Here is a 500-nt window from a genome sequence, read left to right as displayed (position 1 = left end):
CTCATCATACACCCAGCAATTACCATCATGGGATAGGTTAACTTCCTTTTCAATAAAGCCGCCTAAAGACCCCGCCTGTACATCATCAAAATCTTTTAAAGCTTTAATGCGATAAAGGCTTATAATATTTCGAGTAAGAGCATGTTTGATTTTTTTGATTTCACTAGTTAATTCGTATTTTTTGCACATAGAGATACCCTCACAATTTAATGTGATAAACATTTGATAAAATTTGAAATGAGATGTTTAAAGGAGGGCGCCCCCGCCGCGCCCGCGCGTGTCATTTACGCAGCATCACTTTCATATTCGCTGTTATCATCATCGTCATAATACCCTTCAAAATCAGCATAATACTCATGACGATAATAATCATCTTCACTACCAAATTCAGGATATGCATCATCATCAATATCTTCATTAGCTGTTAAAGAGGCATTGCTATGAATATATGAAGAACCAGAGATAAGAGCATCACAAATAACGGCATCATCAAAAACACG

The 500-nt window shown here is 36.6% G+C and carries 2 pseudogenes; both read right to left on the bottom strand.

The window, feature by feature from the left end:
- Window positions 1–189, bottom strand: a pseudogene (locus tag ACFIL3_RS11305) (hypothetical protein); the annotation flags it as partial.
- Between the two features lie 95 nt (window positions 190–284).
- Window positions 285–500 (bottom strand): annotated as a pseudogene (locus tag ACFIL3_RS11300) (hypothetical protein); the annotation flags it as partial.

The sequence above is a fragment of the Bartonella sp. CE47NXGY genome (assembly GCF_042195415.1).
GTDB lineage: Bacteria > Pseudomonadota > Alphaproteobacteria > Rhizobiales > Rhizobiaceae > Bartonella.
Note: the sequence above shows the minus strand (reverse complement) of the source record. Positions and strands in the feature narration are given on the sequence as shown.